The 22070-nt window shown below is 62.5% G+C and carries 21 protein-coding genes, 1 other RNA gene and 1 pseudogene; 15 read left to right on the top strand and 8 right to left on the bottom strand.

Features of this window, described 5'->3' with window-relative positions; all coding sequences use genetic code 11:
- The first annotated feature begins 135 nt into the window (after positions 1 to 135).
- Genes GKR99_03670 through GKR99_03660 form a run of 3 tightly spaced genes read left to right on the top strand, consistent with a single transcriptional unit; the run spans position 136 to position 1064 of the window.
- The gene (locus GKR99_03670; GenBank protein NKB26693.1) at positions 136 to 666 is read left to right on the top strand and encodes a protein phosphatase; all 531 of its coding nucleotides are present in this window, start codon (positions 136 to 138) and stop codon (positions 664 to 666) included.
- Positions 663 to 830: a hypothetical protein gene (locus GKR99_03665; GenBank protein ID NKB26692.1), complete on the top strand. Its 168-nt coding sequence runs from the start codon at positions 663 to 665 to the stop codon at positions 828 to 830. Before GKR99_03670 ends, GKR99_03665 begins: the two co-directional genes overlap by 4 nt.
- Positions 831 to 854: 24 nt before the next feature.
- Entirely contained in the window at positions 855 to 1064 is a 210-nt protein-coding gene (locus tag GKR99_03660; GenBank protein NKB26691.1) for a hypothetical protein, read from the top strand.
- Positions 1065 to 1066: 2 nt separating this feature from the next.
- Here the strand turns inward: GKR99_03660 and rsgA are convergent, their stop codons facing one another.
- Together rsgA and ffs are read right to left on the bottom strand one after the other, a co-directional pair.
- Positions 1067 to 2095 carry a ribosome small subunit-dependent GTPase A gene (gene rsgA, locus GKR99_03655; protein ID NKB26690.1) on the bottom strand — a complete coding sequence of 343 codons (1029 nt, stop codon included), beginning with the start codon at positions 2093 to 2095 and terminating at the stop codon, positions 1067 to 1069.
- A 171-nt stretch (positions 2096 to 2266) separates the two neighbouring features.
- An RNA gene (ffs, locus tag GKR99_03650) (signal recognition particle sRNA small type) lies at positions 2267 to 2365 on the bottom strand.
- 304 nt (positions 2366 to 2669) lie between these two features.
- Between ffs and GKR99_03645 the strand changes: the two are divergent.
- Positions 2670 to 3628, top strand: a pseudogene (locus GKR99_03645) (IS630 family transposase).
- Positions 3629 to 3655: 27 nt separating this feature from the next.
- Positions 3656 to 4468, top strand: coding sequence for a peptidase T4 (locus GKR99_03640; GenBank protein ID NKB26689.1), 813 nt, complete (start codon positions 3656 to 3658; stop codon positions 4466 to 4468).
- A gap of 337 nt (positions 4469 to 4805) precedes the next feature.
- Here GKR99_03640 and GKR99_03635 read toward each other — a convergent pair whose 3' ends face one another.
- On the bottom strand, positions 4806 to 5603 hold the full coding sequence (locus tag GKR99_03635; protein ID NKB26688.1) for an alpha/beta hydrolase fold domain-containing protein: 798 nt from the start codon (positions 5601 to 5603) through the stop codon (positions 4806 to 4808).
- An 86-nt stretch (positions 5604 to 5689) separates the two neighbouring features.
- Between GKR99_03635 and GKR99_03630 the strand changes: the two genes are divergently transcribed.
- Positions 5690 to 7165 (top strand): succinate-semialdehyde dehydrogenase, encoded by a 1476-nt coding sequence (locus tag GKR99_03630; GenBank protein ID NKB26687.1) that lies wholly within the window; start codon positions 5690 to 5692, stop codon positions 7163 to 7165.
- 5 nt (positions 7166 to 7170) lie between these two features.
- Positions 7171 to 8226, top strand: coding sequence for a zinc-binding dehydrogenase (locus GKR99_03625; GenBank protein NKB26686.1), 1056 nt, complete (start codon positions 7171 to 7173; stop codon positions 8224 to 8226).
- 107 nt (positions 8227 to 8333) lie between these two features.
- Here GKR99_03625 and GKR99_03620 read toward each other — a convergent pair whose 3' ends face one another.
- The 5 genes from GKR99_03620 to GKR99_03600 are packed head-to-tail and all read right to left on the bottom strand — an operon-like array spanning position 8334 to position 11730.
- Positions 8334 to 9074: a hypothetical protein gene (locus tag GKR99_03620; protein ID NKB26685.1), complete on the bottom strand. Its 741-nt coding sequence runs from the start codon at positions 9072 to 9074 to the stop codon at positions 8334 to 8336.
- Positions 9071 to 10099, bottom strand: a complete 1029-nt coding sequence (locus GKR99_03615) for a hypothetical protein (protein NKB26684.1) — start codon at positions 10097 to 10099, stop codon at positions 9071 to 9073. The genes GKR99_03620 and GKR99_03615 overlap by 4 nt, the downstream gene beginning before the upstream one ends.
- A complete protein-coding gene (locus tag GKR99_03610; GenBank protein NKB26683.1) occupies positions 10096 to 10299 on the bottom strand; it encodes a DUF1737 domain-containing protein in 204 nt (67 codons plus the stop codon). The genes GKR99_03615 and GKR99_03610 overlap by 4 nt, the downstream gene beginning before the upstream one ends.
- 4 nt (positions 10300 to 10303) lie before the next feature.
- A complete protein-coding gene (locus tag GKR99_03605; GenBank protein NKB26682.1) occupies positions 10304 to 10864 on the bottom strand; it encodes a hypothetical protein in 561 nt (186 codons plus the stop codon).
- Entirely contained in the window at positions 10861 to 11730 is an 870-nt protein-coding gene (locus tag GKR99_03600; GenBank protein ID NKB26681.1) for a CoA ester lyase, read from the bottom strand. The genes GKR99_03605 and GKR99_03600 overlap by 4 nt, the downstream gene beginning before the upstream one ends.
- 177 nt (positions 11731 to 11907) lie before the next feature.
- Here GKR99_03600 and GKR99_03595 point away from each other — a divergent pair, with 177 nt between their 5' ends.
- From GKR99_03595 to odhB, 8 genes are all read left to right on the top strand, one after another.
- A complete protein-coding gene (locus GKR99_03595) occupies positions 11908 to 12231 on the top strand; it encodes a hypothetical protein (protein NKB26680.1) in 324 nt (107 codons plus the stop codon).
- Positions 12232 to 12370: 139 nt separating this feature from the next.
- Positions 12371 to 13333: a malate dehydrogenase gene (gene mdh, locus GKR99_03590; protein NKB26679.1), complete on the top strand. Its 963-nt coding sequence runs from the start codon at positions 12371 to 12373 to the stop codon at positions 13331 to 13333.
- 9 nt (positions 13334 to 13342) lie between these two features.
- Positions 13343 to 14011, top strand: a complete 669-nt coding sequence (locus GKR99_03585) for a hypothetical protein (protein ID NKB26678.1) — start codon at positions 13343 to 13345, stop codon at positions 14009 to 14011.
- Between the two features lie 160 nt (positions 14012 to 14171).
- Positions 14172 to 15365 carry an ADP-forming succinate--CoA ligase subunit beta gene (sucC, locus tag GKR99_03580; protein ID NKB26677.1) on the top strand — a complete coding sequence of 398 codons (1194 nt, stop codon included), beginning with the start codon at positions 14172 to 14174 and terminating at the stop codon, positions 15363 to 15365.
- Between the two features lie 70 nt (positions 15366 to 15435).
- The gene (sucD, locus tag GKR99_03575) at positions 15436 to 16317 is read left to right on the top strand and encodes a succinate--CoA ligase subunit alpha (GenBank protein ID NKB26676.1); all 882 of its coding nucleotides are present in this window, start codon (positions 15436 to 15438) and stop codon (positions 16315 to 16317) included.
- 208 nt (positions 16318 to 16525) lie between these two features.
- Positions 16526 to 17041: a hypothetical protein gene (locus GKR99_03570; GenBank protein ID NKB26675.1), complete on the top strand. Its 516-nt coding sequence runs from the start codon at positions 16526 to 16528 to the stop codon at positions 17039 to 17041.
- 9 nt (positions 17042 to 17050) lie between these two features.
- Positions 17051 to 20014, top strand: coding sequence for a 2-oxoglutarate dehydrogenase E1 component (locus GKR99_03565; protein ID NKB26674.1), 2964 nt, complete (start codon positions 17051 to 17053; stop codon positions 20012 to 20014).
- Positions 20015 to 20027: 13 nt separating this feature from the next.
- Complete coding sequence (odhB, locus tag GKR99_03560; GenBank protein NKB26673.1) at positions 20028 to 21521, top strand: 2-oxoglutarate dehydrogenase complex dihydrolipoyllysine-residue succinyltransferase; 1494 nt, start codon at positions 20028 to 20030, stop codon at positions 21519 to 21521.
- The last annotated feature ends 549 nt before the right edge of the window (positions 21522 to 22070 follow it).

Here is a 22070-nt window from a genome sequence, read left to right as displayed (position 1 = left end):
GTCGATCTAGCGGGTTCAGGGCGTTCGGGCGACTGAAATCTCGTCTGAATACGCCAAAGAGTCCGGCGGTGAACTTGCCTTCGCGTCCCGGACCCGCGATGCCTGATGGTGAAGGACCTGACCGAGACAATGCGCATGGGTGTGGCTGACATTGAGATTTTTCCCGTTAACGTATCGAACGGTACCCTCGGGATGTCGCAAATGCCGGGGCGGAACGGTCGATTGGCGGATGATCTTTCGGCGATCGAAGACTGGCGCCCGGCGCTTGTCATCTCGATGACGACCGGCGCGGAATTTGCTGAGGCTGGCCAGGCTGACATGGGTGCACTAATCCAGGCGATGGGCATTGACTGGTGCCATTTTCCGGTTGCCGACTATGCGACACCGACGGCGCAGCAGGCGCGGGATTGGCACGCGGTGTCGGGCAGGGCGCTGGCGGTGCTGAAGAATGGCGGGCGCGTCCTGATCCACTGCATGGGCGGATGCGGTCGTTCGGGGATGGCGGTGTTGCGCCTGATGGTCGAGGTGGGGGAGCGCCCGTCCGAAGCGTTGGACAGGCTTCGCGCAGTGCGCCCCTGTGCGGTGGAAACCGACGCCCAGTTTGCCTGGGCGGCGGGGGCTGCTAACATCGCCGGATCGGAACTGAGACGAAATAAGGCGACATGAGGGATCGGACGACAAGCTCTGCTTTGCTTCGCATGCTGCTGATCCTTGGTGCGGCCTGGATCATTGCGTACCTCTGGTCGATTTCGATCCTGATCTGGTCAGAACCCACCGGCGATGGCTTCACCCGCGGCCTGAACCGGGTTGCCGGGTTCTTCGGGTGGTAGCTGGCGGCAGGGGGCGTTGCGCTGGTGATATTCCTGCTGGGACGACGCCTGCCAAAAGGCGGCGCGCGGTGGCTGAGCCGGGTGCCGATCCTGCTGGCAATGCTGCCTGTTTTGGCCATCGCCGGGCTGCTGATCTATTCCTGGGTGATCCAGATGCTCTATCCGCCCGAGGGCTATGTTCCGCCGACAAAACCGGCGACGACCGTGCCGGCGGAACCAGTCCCTGCGGACTGACGTTAGCGCCCTTTGCGCTGATCCGCCGCCGACATCGCGCCTTTGACCATCTTGCCGAAAGATTTGCCGCGGGCCCGGGACTGGGCCAGGGTTTCGGAGTTGCGGGTGTCTTCGCGCGCGAGTTTTTGCCAGCGGTGCAGGCGCGCTGGGTCAATCGTGCCTGCGGCAATGGCTGCCTGGATGGCACAGCCGGGTTCTGTGTCATGGGCGCAATCGCGGAATTTGCAGCTCACGGCGAGGTCTTCGAGATCCGAGAATACCGTTTCAATCCCGTCACTTGCATCCAGAAGGCGCAACGCGCGCATCCCCGGCGTGTCGATCAACCAACCGCCGTGGGTTGCGCGGTGCAGCGAGCGGGCGGTGGTCGTGTGGCGGCCCTTGGCATCGTCTTCGCGGATCGCTGCCGTCGCGACGTCCTGCCCGGTCAGCGTCGTCGCCAGCGTCGATTTGCCGACACCTGACGACCCGACCATCGCCGCCGTACGTCCCTTTCCCCACCAATCCGTTAACGCAGCGGCCTGATCCGGGTTGCGGGCATCGACGGCCAGCACGCTGAGCATCGGTTGCAGACCCTCGGCCTGGCGGATGTAATCCTCTGCCTCGGCCATGTCGGACTTGGTCAGCACGATCACGGGATGGCATCCGGCGCTATGCGCCAGCACCAGATAACGTTCCAGCCGGGCCGGATTAAAGTCGGCATTGCAAGAGGTTACGATGAACAGCGTATCGACATTGGCGGCGATCAGCTGGGTGCGGGCGTCTTCACCCGAGGCGCGCCGTTCGAGGGCGGAGGATCGTTCCAGCCGCCGGTCGATCTGATCCCCGTCCAGCAGCACCCAATCGCCGACAGCGTAGTCGCCGGTTGAGGTCTTCTCGGTCCCGACGGTCAGCGGGCCGCCTGTGGTCAGGACCGACAGGGTGGTCCGGTGAACCTCGGACACGCGCGCAGGCGTCAGGTTTTCGAGGTCTTCGATGGAGAGTTGCTGTGAAAAATTGGCCGACCATCCGAGGTCAGCAAGCGTATAGGTCATTGTTCTGCCTTGCAAAAAGAGGTCACGACATCACCGCGCCGGTCGTCCGGGCGCGCCGATCGGGCTGGTCAAGGCAGTGGGGTTGCAGGGCGGTTGGCCCTGTCACACGCCCCCGCCCGACGGGGATATCAAGACAGTCATGGACACCCTCCTATGCAGGCGTGGCAGTTCGAGTGAGAGGCTGGACAACGACCCAAGCGGGGCTCGTTACGGTTGCTTCCTTCCGGACCTGGCCGGGTTGGCGAGGCGCCTGCCCGCGCCAACCTCTCAAGATCCCAGATAAGCGGTGAATTACGGATTCGCAAGGTCGGCGTTGCGTCTGCGAAGCGTCGGCAAAACGTATGGCAGGGGCGTTCGGTCGGATCAGGGGCGGTTAACCCCGGTTGGGCAGGGTCGGGGCATGAGCAGATATCCGATCAAGCGCCTTGCCACAGACAAGGTCACCAGCAAGGTGCCGCAGACCCGCACCGCCCGTTTGGCGCGGGCGCGCCTAAAGCGTTTCGGCTTGAACCTGAATCGCGAGGGATTCCCTTGAGACCTGATCTGTGATTCATCCTGTTTGGGAGGATGGATCATGTCAGCACCTTTGCCATCTGCGCTTCGGATACGGTTTCAGAGATACATTGAAGAAGGGTTGAGCGGGCGCGCGGCGGCGTTGCGGTTGAAGCTGTCGCCTGCCACAGGCGCGCGGTGGGCGCGTCAGGTGAGGATGAAGGGTCATGCGGAACCTGCCCGGCAGGGACCGCCGCGCGGCAAGGGAAAGCTGGCTCCGCATCGGGAATTCTTTGAGGAGTTGATCGCACAAGACCCTGACATCACGCTCTTTGAGTTGCGTAATGCGCTGGCCGATGCAGAGGGTGTGCGGGTGCATCACTCCTCCATCGCCAACCTTCTGTCCCGGCTCGGCTTCACGTACAAAAAAAGTCGCTGGTCGCAACCGAGCGCCGCCGCGCCAAGGTAAGGCAGCAACGGGCCGACTGGTTCAGATACCGCTCGCCAGCCATTGCGACCTTTCCTGAGCGCGTTGTCTTTATTGACGAAACCGCAGTGAAGACAAACCTCACGCGCCTACGCGGCAGAGCCAAGCGCGGTAAGCGCCTGACGATGGATGCGCCCTTCGGAAGCTGGGGAACCCAAACCTTGATCGCGGGCCTGACCCAAGGCGCGCTGATCGCACCTTGGGTCATCAAGGGAGCGATAGATGGCCCCGCCTTCGCGGCCTACATCCGCGAAGTGCTGGTCCCCGAGATCAACCCCGGCACTGTCGTCATTCTCGACAACCTGGCAACCCACCGGAATAAGGAGGCGACGCAGGCTTTACGCAATCACGGCTGCTGGTTCCTTTACCTGCCACCGTACTCGCCCGACCTGAATCCCATCGAGCAGGCCTTCTCTAAACTGAAAGCCCATTTGCGACGGATCGGGGCCAGGTCCTTTACCCAGGTCTTCGAAGCAATCGGAGCAATCTGCGATCTCTACGACCCAGTAGAATGCTGGAACTACTTTAAGGCCGCCGGATATGTCTCAGGTTAATGTCGAAACGCTTTAGGCCCCGGCACACTGGTCGACCGGGTGGATGCGCTGGTTCTGTCGGGTGGGTCGGCCTTCGGCCTTGATGCCGCGTCGGGCGTGGCCGAGGCTTTGCGGGACGCCCGACGCGGGGTGCAAACACCGGGGCCAAAAATCCCGATTGTGCCCGCCGCAATCCTGTATGATCTGCTGAGCGGGGGCCAGAAGGACTGGGCCACCAATCCCTATGGGCCGTTGGGGCGACAGGCTTTCGACGCCGCAGGCACTGAATTCACGCTCGGCACAGCCGGGGCGGGAAGCGGGGCGACAACGGCCGGATTGAAGGGTGGCATCGGCTCCGCCTCCTGGGTGCTGGAATCCGGCGTGACGGTTGGCGCGCTGGTCGCGGTCAATGCCATCGGCGGGGTCGCCGATCCCGAAACCGGGCAGTTCTGGGCCGCATCGTTCGAGGAAGACGGTGAGTTTGGGGGGCGTGGTGTTGCCCCGGTGGCAACGCCACGGATGAAGCACGATCCAACGGTTCTTCAGGCCACCACGCTGGCGATTGTCGCCACCGACGCCGCCCTGGACAAGGCACAGGCCGGTCAGGTCGCGATGGTGGCGCAAGACGGCATGGCCCGCGCGATCCTGCCATCACACACGATGTTCGATGGCGATCTTGTCTTTGCAGCCTCAACCGGCGCGCGTGCCCTGACAAATCCGCCCGACGACCTGACCCAGATCGGCCACGCCGCCGCGACCTGTCTAACCCGCGCCATCGCGCGCGGCGTGTACGAGGCGACCCCGGCCGAGGGAGATCCGTTCCCGACATGGGGTGACATGTTCGGCACCGGGGGCGGTTAAGTCTGAGACTGAGCTGAACGACGATCTTTGTCTGCAGCCGACCTTGGCGGCTCTGCCTGCGCCCGGTGCGCGCCGCAAGGCGCAGGGCGCGCGCCGGACCGGTCCCGCCGGTCAGGCGCTGGTCTGAGCTTGGCGCGTCCAAGCGTGGTGGCGGCCAGACCTGCGCCATAAATCATGCAAACTCAATGGCGCAGCGCCAGCCCACCGGTCCGGCGCGCGCCCTGCTTACGATGTAACTGCCAACCCCCGCTTCAGGCCAAACGTGTCCACATGTTGTCGGGTTCGCTGTGCGAGCTTCAGGGCTTTTTGGCCGATTCCCGGTCAGACGCACAATCCGCTACGCAGCCAGCAGCGCCCGCATCAGCGGACTATCCGCCTGTTCCAACTCGTCAATCACATCGAAATGATGCCGCCCCGGCGCGACCTTCAGCTCCGCACGCGGCCAGGCCTCGGCCAGCCAACGCGCCTGATCCAGGAACACAGGCCGTTCCTCGGCCCCGACCCAGACCGTCACGGGGGCTGGCCCTTGCTCCTGCAACAGCGCGCTTTCCGCTTCGGCCTCTGCCGCGTCCAGACCCAGTGTCTCGTTTATGGTCAGGCCCAGAAACGGGCGCAGGTCTGACAAGGGCGAAATCGGCATCACCCGCTGCAATCGCCCCGCCACGCCAGCGCCTAGCGGCCCGGTGGTGCTGGCCATGCGCGCGACCAGATGCCCGCCTGCGGAATGCCCGGCCAGAACAATCGGCCCTGGCACCTGATCCGCCGCCGCACTAACCGCTGCGCCGATCTGCGCGGTCATCCGGGAAATCCGCGCCTCGGGCGCCAGCGTGTAACTTGGCATCGCGACGGCCCAGCCCGCCTCGGTCGCGCCACGCGCGAAATGTGACCAGCCAGACCGGTCGAAGGCCATCCAGTATCCGCCGTGAAAGAAGACAAACAGCCCCTTGGGCCGGCCGGCGGGGTAGAACAGGTCGAACTGTTCGCGCGCGCCGTTTCCATAGGGCTGGTTCAGCCGTGCGCGCCCCACGTCATGCTCAACCTCGCGCCACGCCCGCGCCGCTTCGGCCCAGCGCGGCGCATAGGCTTCGGCGCCCGGTATGAACGTCCCGTTCTCATAATCGCGATCTGTCACCATGGCTTGCACCTCTGCCCTTGCTCCGCCATCAAGACTTAACCTTCCCCCCGGCGACTGCCCAGCCGTACATGATAAGGACCCATGCCATGCTTGACGCGACAACCGATCTGAAATCCCTGCTGAAAGACCCCGAACTTCTGGCCACCCGCGCCTATCTGGCCGGAGAGTGGACCGATGGCACCGGCGGTCGCAGTTTCGAAGTGACCAACCCGGCGCGGGGCGATGTGATCTGCGAGGTTGCCGATATCGACCGTGCGCAAACCGCAACAGCGATCGACAAAGCCTACACCGCGCAAAAGGAATGGGCCGCGCGCACCGCCAAGGACCGCGCCGGCATATTGCGCAAATGGTTCAACCTGATGGTCGAACACGCCGACGATCTTGGCACCATTCTGACCGCCGAGATGGGCAAACCGCTGGCCGAAGCGAAGGGTGAGGTCCTCTATGGCGCCTCCTTTGTCGAGTGGTTCGCCGAAGAGGCCAAGCGCGTTTACGGCGAAACCATCCCCGGCCACGCGCCTGACAAACGCATCACGGTGCTGAAACAACCCATCGGTGTCGCCGCCGCGATTACGCCGTGGAATTTCCCCAACGCGATGATCACCCGCAAGGCCGCCCCGGCGCTGGCTGCGGGGTGTTCGTTCATCTGCCGCCCTGCCTCGCTGACGCCGCTCAGCGCGCTGGCGCTTTGGGTATTGGCCGACCGCGCGGGAATACCCAAAGGCGTCTTCTCGATCATTCCGTCAAATTCGGCGTCCGAGATCGGCAAGGAGTTCACGTCGAATTCAAAGGTGCGCAAGCTGACCTTCACCGGCTCGACCGAAGTGGGGCGCATTCTGCTGCGCCAAGCCGCCGATCAGGTGATGAAATGCTCGATGGAATTGGGCGGCAATGCGCCGTTCATCGTCTTTGATGACGCCGATGTGGATGCTGCCGTCGAAGGCGCGATCATGTGCAAATTCCGCAATAACGGCCAGACCTGCGTTTGCGCCAACCGGATCTACGTGCAGGATGGCGTGTACGAGGAGTTTTCAGAAAAGCTGATCAAGGCGATCGCGGCGAAATCCATCGGCGATGGGTTGAAAGGGTCCGACTTTGGCCCGCTGATCAACGAAGACGCCGTTGAAAAGGTCGAAGAACATATCGCCGACGCCGTCGCAAAGGGCGGCAAGATTAGCCTGGGCGGCAGCCGGCACGAACTCGGCGGGTTATTCTTCGAACCGACGATCATCACCGACGCCACACCCGACATGCTGGTCTCGACGGACGAGACATTCGGGCCCTTCGCGCCGCTGTTCCGCTTCAAGGACGAAGATGAGGTGATCGCCTTGGCCAATGACACGATCTTCGGGCTCGCCAGTTATTTCTACGCCAAGGATATCAGCCGCGTCACCAAAGTGTCCGAGGCGCTGGAATACGGCATCGTGGGTGTGAACACCGGCATCATCTCGACCGAATCCGCCCCCTTCGGCGGCGTCAAACAGTCGGGTCTGGGCCGCGAAGGCAGCCACCACGGGATCGACGATTTCCTGGAGCTGAAGTACGTCTGCACCTCGGTCTGAACCAAATGGCACATCCCGGCGGCATGATGCGGGCGCTGATCCTGAAGCAAGACGGACTTGCGCGTGATGCGGGCACGATGCGCGGCCTTGACGCGCCGCATGACCTGTTGGAACTGGCCGAAATTCCGGTGCCGACACCCGGCCCCGGTCAGGTGCTGATCAGGGTGCGCCGCAGCACGGTCAACCCTTCGGACCTGGCGTATGTGACCGGCACCTACGGCCAGTCCCGCGTCGCGGGCACCCCGGCGGGGTTCGAAGGTGTCGGCACGGTCGTCGCAACGGGAGGTGGCCTGATGGCGCGGATGATGAAGGGGCGCAACGTCGCCTTCTATGTCAGCGCGCGCGGGTCAGGGGCCTGGGCGGACTATGCCGTCACGGATGCAAAGTCGGTGATCCCGCTAAAGAAAGGCATGCAAGACTGCGACGCCGCCGCGATGCTGGTCAACCCGATCTCGGTCGCGGCGATGCTGGACCTGGTGCAGCCGGGCGCAGCCTTCGTATTCACAGCCGCCGCCAGCCAGCTGGGCAAGCTTGCCGCGTCGCTGGCCGGTGATCAGGGCAAGCGGATGATCGGGATCGTGCGCCGGGATGCACCGATCGCGGCGTTAAAGACGCTTGGCGCGACCCATGTTTTGAACGCGACGTCGCCAGAGTTTGCACAGGATCTGGCGTCGGTTCTTCGCCGCGAAAAACCGGTGATCTTTCTGGATGCGGTCGGCGGTGGCCCGGTGTCGTCGCAGATATTCGACAGCATGGGCAAAGGCGCGCGCTGGGTGATCTATGGCGGGTTGGGCCAAGGTTCGGCGGAAATTCTCAATCCCGGCGGGATAATCTTCATGACCAAATCTGTCGAGGCATTCTGGGCCACCAACTGGGCGGCCAAGGCCACATTGCTTAAGCAGGTACAGATCAGCGGGCTGGTCCAGAAACGGTTCCTCAGCGGGGCGTGGGTGACAGATGTGGCGGCTGAATTGCCGCTGGATCAAGCGCTGGATGGCTTGCCCGAGGCGTTGAAGCTGACCGATGGCAAAGTGCAGATCGTTATGGCGGCACACGGCTAAAGCGCCAGAACCGTTCGACAATTGCGGCCCGGAACGGACAATGGCCAAGCGTGCAACTAACGCCCGGAAACTAACCCGTCATTACCCGCCTAAGACCAAGGCCAACCCTACTCCGCCCCTTGCGCGTTCAGGTGATCCACCAACTCCTCGCAAAGCGTAATCGCCGTGCTGGCACCGTTGTAATAGGCATTCGCTTCGCCGCATTCCTCGACCCGGACGGTGATCGGCGGTTCCAGTGAATAGAGCCTGTTCAAGGCGCCGATCTCGGCCCGGGCCAGATCGCGCAGGAACGAAGGCTCTCCGTCCAGCAGCTCAAGCAACGCACCCTCGCCCCCTTCCACTTCGGCCAATGCGCCGCCCCAGCTGTCGGCGGCAACCTCGAATTCTTCTTCGCAGGTCTCGGCGCGGTCCTCGGGCAGATCGAATTCCTCGATCAGGTCGCCGCGCGTTTCAGGCGACGCCCCATAGGCCAGGCACACGGTGTTATAAAGCCGCTGCAGATCCGGGCCGTGAACGTCCCAGAACGCCACCTCGACCCCCTCGGCCGCGCGCGCCTCGTCATCCATCAGAAAGCTCCACGCCGTGTCCGACAGGATCGCGCTGGCGGCGTCATCTTCAAAATGCGCGTCCATCATCAGAACCGACAGGGTGTCGGCGGCGTCCTCTTCCTGTCCGAAGACGGGCAGAAGAAGGATGTCGATCAGCGCATGCCCCAATTCGTGATACAGGATCGCGATCACGTTAGACGCGACAAAATCTGCGTTTTCAGGCACTTGGGTCCGGTCAGCCTGTGCCGATACCGGCGCGGCAACCAGACAGGCGGACAGGATCAGCGCAAGCGGTTTCATGTCGGGATCAAAGCCCAGTAGTCGAGGTCGAGCAAGACATCAGGCGCATATTTTCCGTCCGCGCCACGCAGGGCGAACGCCTCCGCACCCGCTTTCACAGCGACCAGCCGCAGCCGCAGCGCGCCGACATCAGGTGCCGAGGTTTCGGCCCGGTCCAGAACCTCGGACCACGCCGTCACCGTGTCGCCCGCAAAGGCCGGATTTGCATGCGCGCCCCCGTTCAGCCCGACAACCAGCGCCGCATTCGCCAACCCGTTGAACGACAGCGCGCGCGCCAGGCTGATGATATGCCCGCCATAGATCAGGCGCCGCCCGTCTTCGCGATGGGTCGCATCGAAATGCACCTTCGCCGTGTTCTGCCACAGGCGCGTGGCCAGCATATGCTCGGCCTCTTCCAGCGTCACAGCGTCCACATGATCAATCTTCTCGCCAACCGCATAGTCGCCCCAGCGATGTGCCTCGCCCGCAGCGGCAAAATCATAGGCGGTGAGATCAAGGCCTGGCGGGATCGTCAGGTCGCGCGCGTCCACCGCACCATTCAACGCCGGGATCACCGGTTCCGCGTCGCCCCCACCATCGCGCGTACGCACCATGACCCAGCGGACATAGCTCAGCACATCTTCACCGCGCTGGTTGCGACCCGTCGTGCGCACCCAAACCACACCGGATTTCCCGTTCGAGTTTCGCTTCAGCCCGATCACCAGTGATGTCGCGCTCAGCGTATCGCCCGGCCAGACCGGTGCCAGCCAGCGCCCCTCGCCATAGCCAAGGTTTGCGACCGCGTTCAGCGAAATATCGGGCACCGTTTTGCCGAACACGGTATGAAACGCGATCAGCGGGTCCAGCGGGGCCGCATCCAATCCGCAATCGCGGGCGAATTCATCCGAACTCAGGATCGCGTGGCGGCTGGGATATAGCGCGGTGTATAGCGTACGCTCGCCCTGCCCCAGGGTTCGCGGAACCGCATGGGCAATCACCTCGCCCAACGCGTAATCCTCGAAAAACCGACCCGGATTTGTCTTCATTGCTGACCCAGTTTGAGGTCGGGGGAATAGTCGCCTGCAACCTCTTTGACCACCGCCTGCCCGCAGCGCATCACGCCGCTGGTGGCGTCATGGGCATAGGTGGGTTCGCCATAAAGCTCCCAGCCTTTGTTCAGCGCAGCACTGACCTTGTGACAGAAGGCGGAAGTGTCGTCCTCGCTGAGGAATCTGTAAAGTTTCATGCGCTTACCCCGGGAATGGCCAGACGCCGAGCCATGTGTGAATTCCCGTATTCACTGCGAACACCACTGCCGAGATTACAAGCAGCCGGATATCCCCGACCAGCGATCCCCCAGTAAAAGGATCCGGCGCCGGTTCGGCCCGGTTCACGATCTGCATCTGGATCAGCGCCCAAAGCCCGATGCCGCCAAACAGCAGAACCGCCGCCAGATGGCCGTTCACCAGCAAATGCGCAACCGACCAGACAACCACACCCGCCAGCATCGGATGGCGCAGCTTGCCGCGCAGCCGGCTTTTCGATGACCCCGCGCCCAGCAGAATTACCGCGATCAGCATCAGCAGGTTGTTGATGTGAATGACAAAGGGCGGCAGGAACCACAGATCGACAAAGGGCGCGCTGCGCATGCCGATCACCATCAGCACGATTGAAGCCACCAGAACAAGCGCGATCACACCCCTGGAGGCATTGCCCATGCGATCCGTCATCGCCGCCCGCGCCCCCGGCGCGAGGCGCTTGAAAAAATGCGTAAAGCTCCACAGCAGCACGCCAAGTATGATCCAGATCATGTGCAGGTCTCCGCAATTGCTTCTGCCTTGGCCAAGGTGGCCCGCGCCGTGGCGACATGCAAGTTCTCGACGATTTTGCCATCCAGCACCGCGACGCCCTGCCCGGCGGCCTCGGCCTGCGCGAAAGCCTCAATCTGACGCCGGGCCAGCGCGACCTCGTCTTCAGAGGGGGCGAAGGCGGTATTGGCGATGTCCAATTGCGCGGGATGGATCAGGCTTTTGCCGTCCATGCCCAGCGCGCGGCCATCCGCACACTCATCCCGCAGCCCAGCATCATCCTTGAACGCATTGTACACCCCATCAACGCAGGCAATCCCTGCGGCCCGCGCCGCCAGAACGCAGGCCTGCAACGCCATCCGCATTGAGGGCCGTCCGCCCCCCTCTGGCAGGTGCAGATCCTTGGCCAGATCGTTGGTTCCGATCACAAATCCTTGCATCCCCGGCGCATCAGCAATCGCCAGCGCGTTCAGTATCCCACGCGGCGTCTCCATCATTGCCCAGATCGCCGCGCCGCCAAGACCAGCCGCATCCATCAGATCAGTCAGCGCCGTGATATCTTCGGCCCCATTCACCTTGGGCAACAAAATGGCATCCGGCGCCGCCCCGGCCAGTGCCGCCAGATCATCGCGCGCCCATGGCGTGTCGAGCGCATTGATCCGCACGACACGCGCACGATTGCCGTAACCACCCGCGCCCAGCGCCCCGGTCAAAGCGGCGCGGGCGTCCGCCTTGGCATCGGGTGCGACCGCGTCCTCCAGATCGAAGATGATCGCATCGCAGGGCAGGCTGCGCGCCTTGTCCAGTGCGCGCGCATTCGAACCGGGAATATACAGCATGGACCGCCAAAGATGTCGTTCGCTGCCCATGTCGTCATTCCCCCGCGCTGAATTTCGCTGCTATGCAGCATATTCTCGGGGCCTTGTTCAAGGCGGTTCCTGCGTGCCGTCGCTTTGATGCCATTAACGCGGGCACGCACCGTTAAGGAATTGGTGGCCACGATTGGACAGACCGCCCGGCGCATTTAACACCAAAAAGGACACTCCATGACCCGATCCTGCCTTGCCGCCGCGCTTGTCGCATCTTTCGCATTTGTCGCTTTGCCCGCCGCAACCCTCGCCCAGTCCAACCCGCGCAATTGTGGCCCCCGCGACGCCGTTCTGGCCCGCCTGTCCGAGGGCTACGGCGAATCGCGTCAGTCCGCCGGGCTGGCCGCACAGGGCCAGATGGTCGAAGTTTTCGCCGCTTCCGGAACCGGCACCTGGACCATCACGGTGACAAATGCGGCGGGCCTGATGTGCCTTGTCGCCTCGGGCGAGGCCTTTGAGAGGTTTGATGAAATTGCCCCCGTGCCGGGGTCCGATTCGTAAAGGGGTGCACCCTCGGGTCCGGCACCTGCAACCCGGCGCACTGCGCTGGGCTGCTTGCGCTGCCCGGCAAGGTTGGCTAGGCACGGCCCCGAAATCGACATCACATGACACAACGTCATCGACATCGGAGCATCCCCACATGGCCAGACCCAAAATCGCGCTTATCGGCGCCGGACAAATCGGCGGAACCCTGGCGCACCTCGCGTCCCTCAAGGAAATGGGCGATGTCGTCCTGTTCGACATTGCCGACGGCACACCCCAGGGCAAGGCGCTGGATATCGCCGAAAGCGGCCCGGTCGAAGGGTTTGATGCCAAACTGAAGGGCACCACAGATTACGCCGATATCGCAGGCGCGGACGTTTGCATCGTCACCGCCGGTGTTCCACGCAAACCGGGGATGAGCCGGGATGACCTGCTGGGCATCAACCTCAAAGTCATGAAGTCGGTTGGTCAGGGCATCGCCGCCAATGCGCCGAATGCCTTTGTGATCTGCATCACCAATCCGCTGGACGCGATGGTCTGGGCGCTGCGCGAATATTCGGGCCTGCCCCACGCCAAGGTGGTTGGCATGGCCGGTATCCTTGATTCGGCGCGCTTCCGGCATTTCCTCAGCCTGGAATTCGACGTCTCGATGCGCGACGTCAGCGCCTTTGTTCTGGGCGGCCACGGCGACACGATGGTGCCGCTGGCGCGGTACTCCACCGTTGGCGGCATCCCGCTGCCCGATCTGGTTGAGATGGGCTGGACCACGCAGGAAAAACTGGACGCGATCATCCAGCGCACCCGCGATGGCGGTGCCGAGATTGTTGGCCTGCTGGGCAACGGCTCGGCCTTCTACGCGCCCGCTTCCAGCGCGATCGAAATGGCGCAGGCCTACCTCAACGATCAGCGGCGCCTGCTGCCCTGCGCGGCCTGGGTCGACGGCGCGCTTGGCCTGAAGGGCATGTATGTCGGCGTGCCAACCGTGATCGGCGCCAATGGCATCGAACGCGTGGTGGATATCAACCTCAACAAGGCCGAACAGGCGATGTTCGACAAATCGGTCGACGCCGTAAAAGGCCTGGTCGAGGCTTGCCGCGCCATCGACAGCAACTTGGGCTAAGGCCCCCGATTGCCCGTTATTCTGAAGGACCATGGACTGGCGTATTTCGGCATCCCGAAAATCGCCAGTTCATCAATGAAACGGGTCCTGTTCGCACTGGAATGCGGCGAACCTTTCGAAAAGCGTACCGAGGCATCAGCCCACAAACCCAAAGCATTGCACGAAATCTATCCGTCGCGCCCGCTTGCGCGTGGCGATTTCAAGGCCTGCGCGGATTTGTGGAATTTCGCGGTCGTGCGCGACCCGGTCGACAGGATCCTGTCAGCCTATGGTCATCGCGTTGTCGGCCTGCGGGATCTTGAAAAACGCGATACCGCAAAGCGCAAAGCCCGCTTGCTGCGCATCAGCCTGCGCCCGGACCTGGAAGAATTCTGCCTGAAGCTTGATCGCTATCGCCTGATGTCAGGCCTGATTCGCCACCACGTCGATGCCCAGACCCGCTTTCTTGGCCGCGATCCCGCACGGCTTGACGCGATTTTTCCGATCGAAAAAATGGCCGACCTGACACAGGCCCTCAGCGAACGCACCGGCCAGCAAATCACCATGCCGACCAATTCCGGCACCGGGCCGCGATTTTCCCGCAGTGAACTGTCGCCAAAAGCAACCCGGGTGATCCTGCGCAAGTTCGCAGCCGATTACCGGTTCCTGAACGGTATTTACACGCCCCCCACCACCTGAACGCGCGCCAATTGCTGCTTCCGCTGCGCTTATGTGATCACGCAAAAGATGCTGTGATCACATATGTCGCTTTTTGCCTGCACATCGGGATATTGCCGTTTCAACCCGCAAATATTCATGCAACCGTCGCCCCAACTCATCAGCGAAGGATACGCCGCCCATGAATATCCACGAGTATCAGGCCAAATCCCTGTTGCGCAGCTATGGCGCGCCTGTCAGCGAAGGCCGCGCGATCACGCGCGCCGAAGAGGCGAAATCGGCGGCAGGCGAACTGGATGGTCCGGTCTGGGTCGTCAAGGCGCAGATCCACGCCGGCGGGCGCGGCAAGGGCAGCTTCGCAGAAGCCGACGCAGGCGACAAAGGCGGCGTGCGGATCACCAAATCGGTGGGCGAAGCTGCGGCCGAGGCCGAAAAGATGCTGGGCCGCACGCTGGTCACCCATCAGACCGGCCCGGCGGGAAAGCAGGTCAACCGCATCTACATCGAAGACGGCGCGGCCATCGCGAAGGAATTCTACCTCGCCCTGCTGGTCGACCGGGGTTCCAGCCGCGTGTCCTTCGTCTGCTCGACCGAAGGCGGCATGGACATCGAAGAAGTCGCCGCCAGCACGCCGGAAAAGATCGTCAGCTTCTCGGTCGACCCCGCGACCGGCTATATGCCCTACCACGGCCGCCGCATCGCCTTCGCGCTGGGTCTGGAAGGCAAGGCGGTCAAGCAATGCGTCGGCCTGATGGGCACGCTCTATAAGCTGTTCAACGAGAAAGACGCCGAAATGGTCGAGATCAACCCCCTGATCCTGACCGAGGGCGGAGAGCTCGTCTGCCTCGACGCGAAAATGGGGTTCGACTCCAACGCCATGTACCGCCAGCGCGATGTCGCCGCGCTGCGGGACGAGACCGAGGAAGACCCAAAGGAACTCGCCGCATCCAAGTTCGATCTGAACTACATCGCGCTGGACGGCGAAATCGGCTGCATGGTCAACGGTGCCGGGCTGGCCATGGCGACGATGGACATCATCAAGCTTTATGGCTCGGAACCGGCCAACTTCCTTGACGTCGGCGGCGGCGCCACCACCGAAAAGGTGACCGAGGCGTTCAAGATCATCACCAGCGACCCGAACGTCAAAGGCATCCTGGTCAACATCTTCGGCGGCATCATGCGCTGCGACGTGATCGCCGAAGGCGTGGTCAGCGCGGTGAAAGAGGTCGGGTTGCAAGTCCCCCTGGTCGTCCGGCTGGAAGGCACCAACGTCGAAAAGGGCAAAGAGATCATCAACCAAAGCGGCTTGAACGTGATCGCGGCGGATGACCTGGGCGACGCGGCCGAGAAGATCGTGAAAGCGGTCAAAGGATAATCGTAGGCCGGGCGTCTGCCCGGCACGCATCGGAATGCCGGGCAGACGCCCGGCCTACGGAGACAATTGAATGGCAATCCTCATAGACGAAACCACCAAGGTCATCTGTCAGGGCTTCACCGGCTCTCAGGGCACCTTCCATTCCGAACAGGCGATTGCCTACGGCACGCAGATGGTTGGCGGCGTGACGCCGGGCAAGGGCGGGCAGAGCCATCTGGACCTGCCGGTCTTCAACTCCTGCCACGAAGCGGTGGCGGCAACGGGCGCGAACGCCAGCGTGATCTACGTCCCGCCGCCCTTCGCCGCGGATTCGATCCTCGAAGCGCTGGACGCGGAAATCCCGCTAATCTGCTGCATTACCGAAGGCATCCCGGTCCTCGACATGATGCGGGTCAAACGGGCGCTGGAAGGGACCAGCAGCATCCTGGTCGGTCCGAACTGCCCCGGCATCATCACGCCGGATGCGTGCAAAATGGGCATCATGCCCGGCCATATCCACAAACGAGGCTCGGTTGGCGTCGTCTCGCGCTCGGGCACGCTGACATATGAGGCCGTCAAGCAAACCACCGACTCCGGCCTTGGTCAATCGACGGCGGTTGGTATCGGCGGCGACCCGATCAAGGGGACCGAGCATATCGACGTGCTGGAATGGTTCCTGGCCGACGACGAAACCCAGTCGATCATCATGATCGGCGAGATTGGCGGCTCGGCCGAAGAAGAGGCCGCGCAGTTCCTGAAAGACGAAGCCAAGAAGGGCCGCAAGAAGCCGGTCGCCGGTTTCATCGCGGGCCGCACCGCCCCTCCGGGCCGTCGCATGGGCCACGCAGGCGCGATCGTTGCCGGCGGCAAAGGCGGCGCGGATGACAAGATCGAGGCGATGAAATCCGCCGGCATCGTCGTCGCCGACAGCCCCGCCACCCTTGGCAAGGCGGTGCTGGATGCAATTGGGTAGAGTGACAAAAAGGGCTTGAGATAGCGCCATGCGCCGCGCCTTACATTTGCGAACCAATTGGTTCCTACGGGCTTTGCTGGCGTCATTCGTGATTGCCACCGCTGCCAGCACTCCAAGAATCGTGGCGGCACAAAGCAGTGACCCCGCTGACGCCCCACCTACCCCGCTTGAGGCGATGTTCCTGGCTTGCCTTGCGCCCAATGTACCCATGGCATTGCGCAGCAAGACGGTGCTGGAGTCCGGCTGGCAGGCGGCGGAAAGTGCCCCGTCAGCACGCAGCATTGTCGAACAGTTGGCGGTGCGCGCAGATCGCGGTGATCCGCCGAAATCCTGGGATATGGTTCTGGCCGACGCAGCCGGGCAGGTGGCCACGCTCGGCCCGGAAACGCAGTTGTTTTCCATTGGCGGCGATGTCCCCAGCCTGCTGATCATGCAACCAACCCCTGGCGGCATGACCTGCGGCTATTCCGCATCCGACAGCAGCCGCGAGGCTTTGCAACTTCTGCTTGGCGTGGGCAAGGACCCGTCCGAACAAGCCGCCGGAACCCTGACCATCCGCGCCGCTGTCAGCGTGCGCGCCATCGTGCAGGACGATCAGTCCCGCGACTGGCAGGTCGAAGCCGCGTCCCACTTTGCCGATCCTGCCGAAATCACCGCCGAAACCGGCCAGCCGTTTTCCACCGCCTTCGCGCTGACCATCGCGCTAGAACCCGCCGAGAGCTGAGGTAGCCCAATGACCGAGCAATCCCCCAACGACCAGTTCCATGCCTCCTCCTTCCTACAGGGGCACAACGCGGAATATGTCGAGGCGCTGCATGCACGCTATGCCGACAACCCGTCGGCCGTGGATGAAGCGTGGCAAAGCTTTTTCCGGCAGTTGGGTGATGCCGGCGGTGATGCCAAGGCCGAGGCGACCGGCCCCTCCTGGGCGCGCGCCGACTGGCCGCCCGCCGCCGATGATGAAATAACCGCCGCGCTCGATGGCCAATGGGGCAGCCTTGGCGCGCCCGAGGCACAGGCCGCCGGTGACAAGATCAAAGCCAAAGCGGCCGAGAAGGGCGTCGAAATATCCGAAGGCATGGTGCGCCGCGCTGTCACTGACAGCTTGCGCGCGCTGATGCTGATCCGCGCCTATCGCATCCGCGGCCACCTGATTGCCGACCTTGATCCGCTGGGCATGCGTGATCAGACCGAACACCCCGAGCTTAGCCCCGCGTCTTATGGCTTCACCGCCGCCGACATGGATCGCCCGATCTTTCTGGACAATGTGCTGGGGATGGAGGTCGCGACGCTGTCCGAAATCCTCGCCCTGGTGAAACGCACATATTGCGGCACCTTTGCGCTGCAATACATGCATATCTCGAACCCGGAGGAGGCTGGCTGGCTGAAAGAACGGATCGAGGGGTTGGGCAAAGAGGTGACCTTCACCGAAAACGGCCGCCGCGCGATCCTCAACAAGATGGTCGAGGCTGAGGGCTTCGAAAAATTCCTCCATGTCAAATACATGGGCACCAAGCGTTTCGGACTGGATGGCGGCGAAAGCCTGATCCCGGCGATGGAACAGATTATCAAACGCGGCGGCGCGCTGGGCGTGGAAGAGATTGTCATCGGCATGCCGCACCGGGGACGCCTCAGCGTGCTCGCCAATGTCATGCAGAAACCCTACAAGGCGATTTTCAACGAATTCCAGGGCGGCAGTTTCAAACCCGAAGACGTCGATGGGTCCGGCGATGTGAAATACCATCTGGGTGCATCATCTGACCGCGAATTCGACGGCAATTCGGTCCACCTGTCGCTGACCGCCAACCCCAGCCACCTGGAGGCCGTGAACCCCGTCGTGATCGGCAAGGTCCGTGCCAAGCAGGCACAATTGGGCGACAAGGCGCGCACCCGCGTCCTGCCGCTTCTGCTTCATGGCGATGCGGCCTTTGCAGGCCAGGGCGTCATCGCCGAGTGCTTTGGTCTGTCAGGTCTGCACGGTCACATGACCGGCGGTACGGTCCACGTCATCGTCAACAACCAGATCGGCTTTACCACCGCACCGCATTTCAGCCGCTCCAGCCCCTATCCGACCGACATCGCGATGATGGTGGAAGCACCGATTTTCCACGTGAACGGCGACGATCCCGAAGCCGTGGTTCACGCCGCAAAGGTCGCGACCGAGTTCCGCCAGAAGTTCCACAAGGACGTGGTGATCGACATCTTCTGCTATCGCCGCTTCGGCCATAACGAGGGGGACGAACCGATGTTCACCAACCCCCTGATGTACAAGAAGATCAAGACCCAGAAGACCACGCTGACGCTCTACACCGAACGATTGGCCCGTGACGGTCTGATCCCGGCTGCCGAGATCGAGGATATGAAGGCCGCGTTCCAGTCCTATCTGAACGAGGAGTTCGAGGCCGGAAAAGCCTATAAGCCCAACAAGGCCGACTGGCTGGATGGGCGCTGGTCGCATCTGGACCGTCGGGGCGAAGAATACCAACGCGGCCAGACCGCAATTTCGCCCGAAACCATGGCCGAAGTCGGCAAAGCGCTCAGCACGGCACCGGATGGCTATCCGCTGCATAAGACCGTCGGGCGCCTGCTGGATACCAAGGCGCAAATGTTCCAAAGCGGCGCAGGCTTCGACTGGGCCACGGGCGAAGCGCTGGCCTTCGGATCGCTGCTGACCGAAGGCTACCCGGTGCGCCTGTCCGGGCAGGACAGCACGCGCGGCACGTTCTCGCAGCGCCACTCGGGCCTCGTCAATCAGGATACCGAAGAACGGTACTATCCGCTGAACCACGTCCGCGAGGGCCAGGCCCCTTACGAGGTTATCGACTCGATGCTGTCCGAATACGCGGTCCTTGGCTTCGAATACGGTTATTCACTGGCCGACCCGAATTCGCTGGTCATGTGGGAAGCGCAGTTCGGCGATTTCGCCAATGGCGCGCAGATCATGTTCGACCAGTTCATCAGCTCGGGCGAAAGCAAATGGCTGCGGATGTCCGGCCTTGTCTGCCTGCTTCCGCACGGGTTCGAAGGGCAAGGCCCGGAACACTCCAGCGCGCGCCTGGAACGGTTTCTGCAAATGTGCGGGCAGGACAACTGGATCGTCGCCAACTGCACCACACCTGCGAACTACTTCCACATTCTGCGCCGCCAGATCCACCGCGATTTCCGCAAACCGCTGGTGCTGATGACCCCGAAATCCCTGCTGCGCCACAAAGGTGCCGTCAGCAATGCCGAGGATTTCACCACCGGATCGTCCTTCCACCGCCTGCTGTGGGACGACGCGCAGAAGGGGAATTCGGATACCAAGCTGGTTGCCGACAAGAAGATGAAGCGCGTCGTGCTGTGTTCCGGCAAGGTCTATTTCGACCTGCTGGAAGAACGCGACGCACGCGGGATCAAAGACATCTACCTGCTGCGGTGCGAACAATTCTATCCCTTCCCTGCCAAGTCGATGATCGACGAACTTGGGCGTTTTCCCAACGCCGATGTAGTCTGGTGCCAGGAAGAGCCCAAGAACCAGGGCGCCTGGACCTTCATGGACCCGAACATCGAATGGGTTCTGACCCGCATCAACGCCAAGACCACGCGCGCCGCCTATGTCGGACGACAGGCCAGTGCCTCGCCCGCGACGGGTCTGGCCAGCCAGCACAAAACCCAACAAGCAGCGCTGGTCGACGAAGCGCTGACGCTTTCCGAATAAAGGAACCTGCCCCATGTCCACCGAAGTCCGCGTGCCCACCTTAGGCGAAAGCGTCACCGAAGCCACCGTTGCCACCTGGTTCAAGAAGCCCGGCGATGCCGTCGCCGTTGACGAAATGCTGTGTGAGCTGGAAACCGACAAGGTCACCGTCGAAGTCCCCAGCCCCGTCGCCGGAACATTGGGCGAGATTATCGCCGCCGAAGGCGAAACCGTCGGCGTCGATGCACTGCTCGCCACAATCTCGGAAGGCGCAGGGGCCACAGCACCCGAACCGGCAAAGGACGACACGCCCGCCCCGAAGGCCGCGGCCTCGGGCGGCGGATCAGTCGACGTCATGGTCCCAACCCTTGGCGAAAGCGTGACCGAGGCGACTGTCGCCAGCTGGTTCAAGAAAGTCGGTGACACCGTCGCCGCCGACGAAATGCTGTGTGAGCTTGAGACAGACAAAGTCAGCGTCGAGGTTCCCGCCCCTGCCGCAGGCACCCTGACCGAAATCCTCGCCGAAGAAGGCGCGACGGTGGCCGCCGGCGGCAAACTGGCGGTGATGGGATCAACCGACGCGGCGACCGCCGCCGCCCCGAAAGACGAAGCTCCGGCACCGGCCGCCGCTGGCGGAAAGGACGTCGAAGACGCCCCCTCGGCCAAGAAGATGATGGCCGAGAATGACCTGAAACCCGGCGATGTCACCGGTACGGGCCGCGATGGCCGGGTGATGAAGGAAGACGTGCAAAAGGCACTGTCCACCAGCGCGTCACCCGCCCCGCCCCCCGCCGAAACCCCGCGCGCCCCCGTCGCCGCCAGCGACGAATCCCGCGAGGAACGCGTCAAGATGACCCGCCTGCGCCAGACCATCGCGCGGCGTTTGAAAGACGCCCAAAACACCGCCGCCATGCTGACCACCTATAACGAGGTCGACATGTCCGCCGTCATGGGCCTCAGGAAAGAATACAAGGAGCTGTTCGAGAAAAAGCACGGCGTCAAACTCGGCTTCATGAGCTTCTTCACCAAGGCCTGCTGCCACGCGCTGATGGAAGTGCCGGACGTGAACGCCGAAATTGACGGCACCGACGTCGTCTACAAACGCTTCGTCCACATGGGCGTCGCCGTCGGCACCCCGACCGGCCTCGTCGTGCCAGTGATCCGCGACGCCGACCAGATGAGCTTTGCCGAGATCGAAAAATCCATCTCGGCCATGGGCCTGAAAGCCCGCGACGGCAAGCTCTCCATGGCCGACATGCAGGGCGGCACCTTCACGATCTCCAACGGCGGCGTCTATGGCAGCCTGATGAGCAGCCCGATCCTGAACCCGCCGCAATCCGGCATCCTCGGCATGCACAAAATCCAGGACCGCCCCGTGGTGGAAGGCGGAGAGGTCGTCATCCGCCCGATGATGTACCTGGCGCTGAGCTATGACCACCGGGTGGTGGACGGGAAAGGGGCGGTGACGTTCCTGGTGCGGGTGAAAGAGGCGCTGGAAGATCCGAGGCGGTTGCTGATGGATTTGTGAGGGAGAGCGACTTGTTTGATTTCACGTGGAAGGATTTTCTGGCAATCTACGCTGCAATTCTTTCGACCCTAGTTTTCCTTTGGAATGTCAGAAAGTCTCGATCCAAATTCAAAGTAATCGTTGTTCATGGAAATTCAGAAATTGATGAAAAAATTAAATTTGGAGTCTACGTATCGGTACAAAATACGTCGCACAATGTTGTCTTTATCAATGCCGCCTCCGTTCTGTACCCGTATCGTCGAAGCACGTTCTGGTCCAAATTGTGGCATCTTGTTAGATTCAGAAATTCTCCAATCTCTGTTGGTTGGATTCATACTTCACCATCCTATGAAAACATCGAGACCGGACTCCCCATAGTGATTCAACCAGGAGACTCGCACGGGTTCCTCTTGCCCGCAGCCGCCCTGAACGAATTAACAAAGGACCGGAGTCGGTCAGAGATCAGGTTGGCCATTCAAAACGCACATGGTCAAAATACTTACTCAAAGAAATTCTCGATCGATTGGTTGGATGACAGCAGGCAAAAAGTGCAGACAGCCCCCCAACCTC

It is taken from the genome of Paracoccaceae bacterium, from assembly GCA_012103375.1.
GTDB lineage: Bacteria > Pseudomonadota > Alphaproteobacteria > Rhodobacterales > Rhodobacteraceae > WLWX01.
Note: the sequence above shows the minus strand (reverse complement) of the source record. Positions and strands in the feature narration are given on the sequence as shown.